Source organism: Desulfosarcina cetonica JCM 12296, from assembly GCF_001311845.1.
Taxonomy (GTDB): Bacteria; Desulfobacterota; Desulfobacteria; order Desulfobacterales; family Desulfosarcinaceae; genus Desulfosarcina; species Desulfosarcina cetonica.
Window position 1 is genome coordinate 68,544 of record NZ_BBCC01000005.1, and the last position, 6,875, is coordinate 75,418.

The window sequence follows — 6,875 nt, forward strand, 5'->3', positions numbered from 1 at the left end:
CCCGAGAAATGGCAAGCCGTATCGCGGGATATTATGCTACAATGCCCCTCCAGAGGGTATGGGCATTTCTTTTTCGTGACCGGCGATGGGCATATGGAAATCGATATCAGAGACAGGGCAACGCTGAACCATGCCGATGTGACCGCGCTGAATTTCATCCGCGCCACCCCGCCCTATATCTTTCGACGGCACTATCGGCACGGGTTGCGCTCCCACATCATGGAAATTCTAAACCCGGGTGATGTGGCCATCGAGCAAAGTGGCACGATCATGGATGGCATCCGTCACTTCCCCATGGCCAGACCGCGTAGAATGTTTCGGATTTTTCGAACGCGTCTGAAGACACTGGATGAGGCGTTGGGCGAAATCGACCGGGTGAAGATCGTCGAACGGTTCCTGGGGCCGGACTTCATGGCCACCTCAACCGAATGCATCGTCGATTACCAGGGGCCGGCCGGAAGAGAAATCGTCTTGTGCGGTTTCCAAAGCTATGTCTCGGGGGCGATACTCGATCCATGGACCCTGCTGGATTCGGCGGAACTGCTCGGCACCCTCTTCGATGCCCTTGGCCCGGCCACCAGGACAGCCGCGCTTGCAAAGGCGGCCTGGATCACAAAGGTTCAACAGCAAGGCGCCCAGTTCATCCAACGGGTCAAACGCATGGTCGAAAAAGCCCGGCACATCCCTGACCTGGCCGGGGTCGGCAACCTGATCCTGACCGCCGGGGGGAACATCCGCCTGGTGGACATCAACAACATCTCGCCGGTGGCCATGGATGATGTCATCCCCCTGGATGAAAAGGGTTACCCGTCTGCGACAAATCCGTCGAGGCGTTGGCCCTCATCGAGGAAAAAATTCTCGGCCGGCCGGTCGAGATCGGTGAGCCGATCTACCGCCATTTCTTCTCCCCCCGGCGACGGGCCGCCGTTCGCGAAAAAGAGGCGTTATTCTGGCAGTCGCGGCCCGGGAATCGATTCCCTCACCCCCCCACAGCCATAACGAAACCGGCCCGCCGCCTGCTTCCGACGGACCGTCCCGCAAGCGGTATTTCTGGAAAAACGGTTTGACAATTCAAGCAGTTTAATTATAAACGATATTCATTTATTGAAACATATTTTTTTATTTACACTACAATAGTTAATATGTTAAGGGTGCAAATAATACAATGATATAATAGTTATTGCTTCTGTACCTACAGCCTTGTTAAGCGATCATGCACATACACACTGAAGCGCAAATCGGATTTAAAAACGCTCAATTTGCCCTCCGTTGGACCGACTCGGCCAAAGGTTGTCCGTTTCTGCGCGCAACCCTGATTTCAAAAAGCGCATGGAAACGGCAGAACTCCGACCGCCAGAAAAAAAAGGTCCCCTTAACACCGAATCACTTCCCGCCAATGAATCACGCTCGGGCAGAAAGGGCCCCATCGCCGTTTCTGCCGCTTTTCATTTTTGCATGCAAACAAGATTGACCGCCAGTTCCATGGCGAAAAGGCGTTGAGAACGTCAAGCCCATGGTCTGGAACCGATGGCGCCAATGCAGCGTCATTGGACCGAGAACCTTCTTTCAACCGTGGTTCCGGATAGGCTGGCAGCCACGAAACCCATATAGCGCCGGTCAGCCCATGGGGTAGATACACCCGGCGCAACCATTATTAGGCAGGCGATAGACTATCGGATCTGTAAGCGGCATCCCCCGCCGCATCATGCCGCGAGGGTATTCTGCCACCGCGCGTGAATGGATGCTGAAGCAGCGATCGTCGATGGTTGTCGCCATTTAAACACAAACGAGGAGGAAGTAAAGATGAAACGATGGTTATCAGTAGGGATGGCATTGGCGTTGATTGTGTTCATGGCCTTACCGGCCATGGCGGAGCCCAGGTTGAGCGTCTCTGGGTCGTATGAAGTGACGGGTGTTGCCTCGAAAGGCGTCGGCGATCAGAATGTTCCCCAGGACGAGTCGGACAACGACGAGGCGGATTTTGTCCACCAACGGTTTCGTCTTCAATCCAAAATAAAGGCTTCGGACAGAGTTACCGGTACCCTGCGGTTTGACTTTGCCGAAGGCAACTGGGGGCAGGACCAGTCGTTCCAAAAATACCGCGCCGCCTACGGCAACGGAGATGATCTCCAGGTGGACCGCGCCTATGTGACCGTCAACATGGATTGGGTCAGTATCAACGCCGGTCTGCAGTTTTTTCCCATCGGGCAGACCCAGGTGTTTCGTGACAACCAACCTGGATTGCAGTTCATGATCAAGACCGGCAGCCCAATCGGAATCCACTTGGGATGGATTAAAGTCAGCGAAAGTATCGGGGTCGGCGGCTATTTCGGCAGAGAAAACGATGACGAGGATGAGTATGGGGATACCGACCGTTGGCTGGGGGAATTAAGCTACACGACGGACATATTCACCGCCAAGGCGTTTTACGTGAGGCAAACAGATGATGGCAGCGGTGAAGTTACAACATGGACGTACAGCACAGTAAATGGCCCTAGCAGTAAAACAACAACTAACGTTGAAGACGAGCCCTGGGTGGCGGGGTTGTACGTCAAAGGCGATATGGGGGCCTTCTCCTATCACGGTGAGTTTGCCCAGTTTGGCGGTGAAAAAGGTGACACCGATTACTGTGGCACCCAGGTCAACTTCAACGGCCAATATGCGCTGTCCGACGCCCTGACCGTGGGTATGGATCTTTTCTGGTCTTCGGCCCAGGATGATGACGAGATCAAAATCACCTCCATGGGGGACCCCTTTGCCAGCTACGACATTCGCAACGGCGGCGGCTTTGGCTGGGATATGCTCACCTGGGCCCAGACCAACGCACCTGTCTATATTTCCAACGCGACTGGAACCGCCCCTTCGAATGGACCGCTGGGCGGCGACGTGTTTGATCCCTTTAATACCGGTGCCGGCGCGATTGGCTTTGGTCCCGGTGTAAAGTACATCGCCATGGACAAGCTGACCCTGCTCGGTATCTGCCATTTCATGTGGGCCGATGACGATGATCTCCAGGACGTCACTGGCGAATTCGAAAAGGGTTACAACTTGATCCTGGCCGCCGTTTATCAGTTGGATTCCAACGCCGCCCTGCATGGCATCTATCAGCGGGTGGGCGCCGATTTCAAGGATGGTGTGGATCCGGATCTCCGATACCTTCGGGTTGATGTTGCGTATCGCCTTTTAGTACTGAAGTTAGAACGCATGGGTTGACGGTACCTGTGCGGTAGGGTTTAATCGGGAAGCCTGTCTTTGACAGGCTTCCCCTGCTTTACAGGAACGCCGGCTATGGCCGGCGTTTACACCTTGACTTCAATCGCTGGGTATGTAATTTTTCCAACCCACTGTCACCATTTGGAAAGATTGTCCGGAAGCATTGCGTCCCTCAGACGGCGCTTCGCCTTTGCATGAACACGTACCTCCTAAGAAAGAGATGGGAAGCTGTGAACAGACGAAAACCGGTGAAAACAGGCCATTCATGTACTCTTCTAATGGCGGTCATGACCTTGGCCGTCGGCGTTCTTTTCAATTTCGTGCAGCTCGGTTGGGCTGCCACGCCCACCCGAATCCTGGTGATGCCCTTTACGATTAACGCAGCCGACAAACTCGACTATCTGCAGCGCGGGATTACCGATATGTTAACCTCCCGTCTGGAGCGGAAGGGCAAGATCGTTGTCGTCACCGCCGAAGGGAAAAAGGAAAACATCTCTTCCCTTGCACGCAAAACAAAGGCCGATTACGTGGTCAGCGGCAGTGTGACCATGCTGGGAAGCGGTGTGAGCACCGATGCGCGGGTGTTCAGTGCGGATGCCTTGGACGACCCGGTGATCTCATTCGGACGGACAGGGCACCAGGCGGCGGAGGTCATTGCCCACGTCAATGAACTGGCCACCCAGATCAACACGCAACTTTTCAGCCCTGCCGCGACCGGCAGCGCTCAACCCGGTGTTGTAGCGCCTGTCCCTGTTGCGCCACCCGCACCGTCGGCAACCGCCCCGGGACCGGTCAGATCCGAGGGTCTCGCGGCCGCGCCAGTCACCCCGGAAAAACCGTTTCCGATGAAGGCGCGTAAAGATGAAGCCGCCAAGGATCCGGTACGGCTACCAGGAATTGGAATGATCAAAGACCAGTTGAAGGGTCTGACTGCCGGCGACGTCGATGGTGACGGCATCGCCGACATTACCTGTATCACGGCCAACCATTTGTTCGTTTACCATTTCATCCAGGGGCGGTGGGTCAAGCTGGCCGAGTACGACGGCATCAGGGATTTTATTGGTGTGGATGCCGCCGATCTCAACCACAACGGTCGCGAGGAGATTTTCGTCACCCGCTTCAGCCGGACGGATGGCAAGGTGCTTTCCTTTGTTCTGGAGTGGGACGGCAAGGCGCTACAGCCCGTCGCATCTGGTCTGCCCTGGTTTTTTCGCAACGTGGATATTTCCCAACGCAGGCGAATCCTTTTGGGACAACGGCAGCAGCGGATGGAACCGGGCAACCTCTTCTCCCCGGGTATTTATGAGATTAAATGGACGGGCAGCGAGTATACCACCGGTGAGCGTCTGACACTACCGCGAAATCTGAATATCTTCGGCATTGCCGATGGCGCCGTCCGTGAACCGGGCAAACCGGAAGTGGTAGCGTATAACTCGGACGGCTATGTGCAGATTCTGAATGCTTCCGGAGAAGAAGCCTGGGTTTCCGACGATCGATATGGCGGCGCTTCGACCTTCATTGTGCTGCGGGACGAATCACAAGCCGACGTTGAGGATTACATCTATTTCTCACCCCGGATTCATTTGCACGACATCGATGGTGACGGGGTCCAGGAAATGCTGGTGGTCAACAACCAGGCCAGTTTTCCGGGCAGCGGCGTCCTGGAACGTCATCGGTTTTACGCCAAGGGCCGCCTCGAATGGCTCAAGTGGCGCAATGACGGGATTCGCCCGGTGATGGAGTCCTTAACGTGGTCCGGTTCATCGCCGACTCGGCCTGATCGACATCGATGGTGATGGTGATCTGGACGTTGTCGCGGCAGTCGTGAAAGACAAGCAAGGCTTGCTCGCCGAGGGAACCAGCTATCTGGCCTGCTTCAGTTTCGATGCTCACGAGTAATCCCACCCCGATCACCAAAACCAAACGCCGCGCCCAAAAGGCGCGGCGTTTGGCTGATTGAGACAAGGGTTTTCAAACCAGCTTTTACACAGTACGGGTAATCAGGTAAACTCCCAAGCAGATAGTCAGAATTCCCGCCCAACGCACCATGTCCACCGGCTCCCCGAACAGGGCTTTCCCTGCCAATGCGGCAACGATATAACCGATGCTCAGCATGGGGTAGGCATAGCTGACCTGCACCCGGGAGAGCACCATCAGCCAGACGATCACGCTGACCCCATAAAAACCGATGCCCAGCAGGACGAACGGATTCGTCCCGACCTTGAAGCCGATGGGAATCAGGTTGTCCAGGGAAAAGGCAAACGCGCCAATGGTGCGCATGCCCTGCTTCAACACAATCTGTGCGGCGGCATTGAGCAGAACGCCAACGAGAATCAGCGGCAAGTATTTGTTCATGAAGTTATTTCCACCATTTGTGAGACAAGAGGTCGATGCATCCGTTGAGATCCGCCGACCGTTGAGGTTATAGGGTGCCGGTATACGCCTCCGGCACGTAAAAGCCAATACAGTAATTGACGAATCCGTCAATATTGGGCAAACACGTATCCCCCTGCCCCACTGCTATCCGTATAAATCGGCGATGGCAGCATTTTCTTCCATTTGCGGTAATGCTTGGCCTTGCCCACCAGGACAACCTGGCCGGCCGCATGACGCTTGATCAGGGTTTGAAATTGGCTCTCATCCAGGCCCCGCCGGCGATTTTCCGGAGATGCGGCCAGGCCGTAGGCCAACTCCCCGGGCCGGCCCAACAGAAAAACGTCGCTGCGCCGGTAGAACCAGCAAACCGCCCGGATCGGATCCTCGAGGGATACCAGCACGGTTGCCGGTGTCACCCGATCGGCATTCCGAAGCAAAAGGCCACCGGGCGCCTTGTGGGCGATCGTATCATCGGGCAGCACCCATTGGAGCGTGGCCAGAAGCAGCATCGTACCCATAGCCACGGAAAGGATGCTGCCCACCCCGTCCATCTTCAATCCCACGTACAGACAAAAAATCAGCATGGCCACCCCCACACCGGCGATCACGGCCTTGTAGACATGGGTGTAGGGAATGAAACCGCCGACACCGGTGGATTGAATGACGACCAGGGCGGCCAGAACCAGTGCGAAAAGGCTCATCAGGATCACGATGCCGACACGCAGGGCCCGACGGCGCGGCTGGGCAACACCGGCGGACAGCCCGAGTGCCATGAGGATGGCAAAGGGCGCGAAACAGGGCAGGATGTAGGTCAAGAGCTTGCCCGAGGCGGCCGAGAAAAACAGCAGGGGAAAAACGAACCAGCACAGGGCATAGCGGAACAGGGACGTCCGGCGCAAAGGGCGATCCATGCCCTTCACGGCGGCCGGGATCAGGGCGCTCCAGGGCAAGGCGGCCACGGGGAATGCCGCCAGATAGGTCCAAACCGGCGCCTTGTGCTGGGCATTGTCGGCCATGAAGCGTTTGACGTGCTCCTGCCAGAAAAAATAGTGCCAATAATCAGGCGCCTTGAAGTGCACGGCGACGGCCCAGGGCAGGGCCACCAAAATGGCGGTGATGACAGGGATCACGGCCATGGGAAAAAGGTCCTTCCAGCGCCCCGCCCAAATCATGTAAGGCACGATGATGACCACCGGAACGGCAAAGGCCAGAAACCCCTTGGTGAGGAAAGCCAGGCCGCAGCAGCCTCCGAACAGCGCCAGCCAGCCGCGTTCCCGGCGGCTGCC

General features: G+C 56.4%; 5 protein-coding genes. 3 read left to right on the plus strand and 2 right to left on the minus strand.

Annotated features, from left to right (window positions below; translation table 11 throughout):
* Positions 1-93 precede the first annotated feature (93 nt).
* The 3 genes from JCM12296_RS02235 to JCM12296_RS02245 all read left to right on the plus strand — a co-directional run bounded on the left by JCM12296_RS02235 (position 94) and on the right by JCM12296_RS02245 (position 5,009).
* A complete protein-coding gene (locus tag JCM12296_RS02235) occupies positions 94-999 on the plus strand; it encodes a hypothetical protein (RefSeq protein WP_054689342.1) in 906 nt (301 codons plus the stop codon).
* Between the two features lie 804 nt (positions 1,000-1,803).
* Positions 1,804-3,213, plus strand: a complete 1,410-nt coding sequence (locus tag JCM12296_RS02240; RefSeq protein ID WP_172683732.1) for a porin — start codon at positions 1,804-1,806, stop codon at positions 3,211-3,213.
* Positions 3,214-3,500: 287 nt separating this feature from the next.
* Entirely contained in the window at positions 3,501-5,009 is a 1,509-nt protein-coding gene (locus JCM12296_RS02245; RefSeq protein WP_054689346.1) for an FG-GAP-like repeat-containing protein, read from the plus strand.
* A 187-nt stretch (positions 5,010-5,196) separates the two neighbouring features.
* On the opposite strand, the gene JCM12296_RS02250 is transcribed toward JCM12296_RS02245, so the two are convergent.
* Positions 5,197-5,568 carry a DMT family transporter gene (locus tag JCM12296_RS02250; RefSeq protein WP_054689348.1) on the minus strand — a complete coding sequence of 124 codons (372 nt, stop codon included), beginning with the start codon at positions 5,566-5,568 and terminating at the stop codon, positions 5,197-5,199.
* A 128-nt stretch (positions 5,569-5,696) separates the two neighbouring features.
* Positions 5,697-6,875: phospholipid carrier-dependent glycosyltransferase (locus tag JCM12296_RS02255; RefSeq protein ID WP_157067310.1), on the minus strand; the 1,179-nt coding region annotated here is incomplete at its 5' end.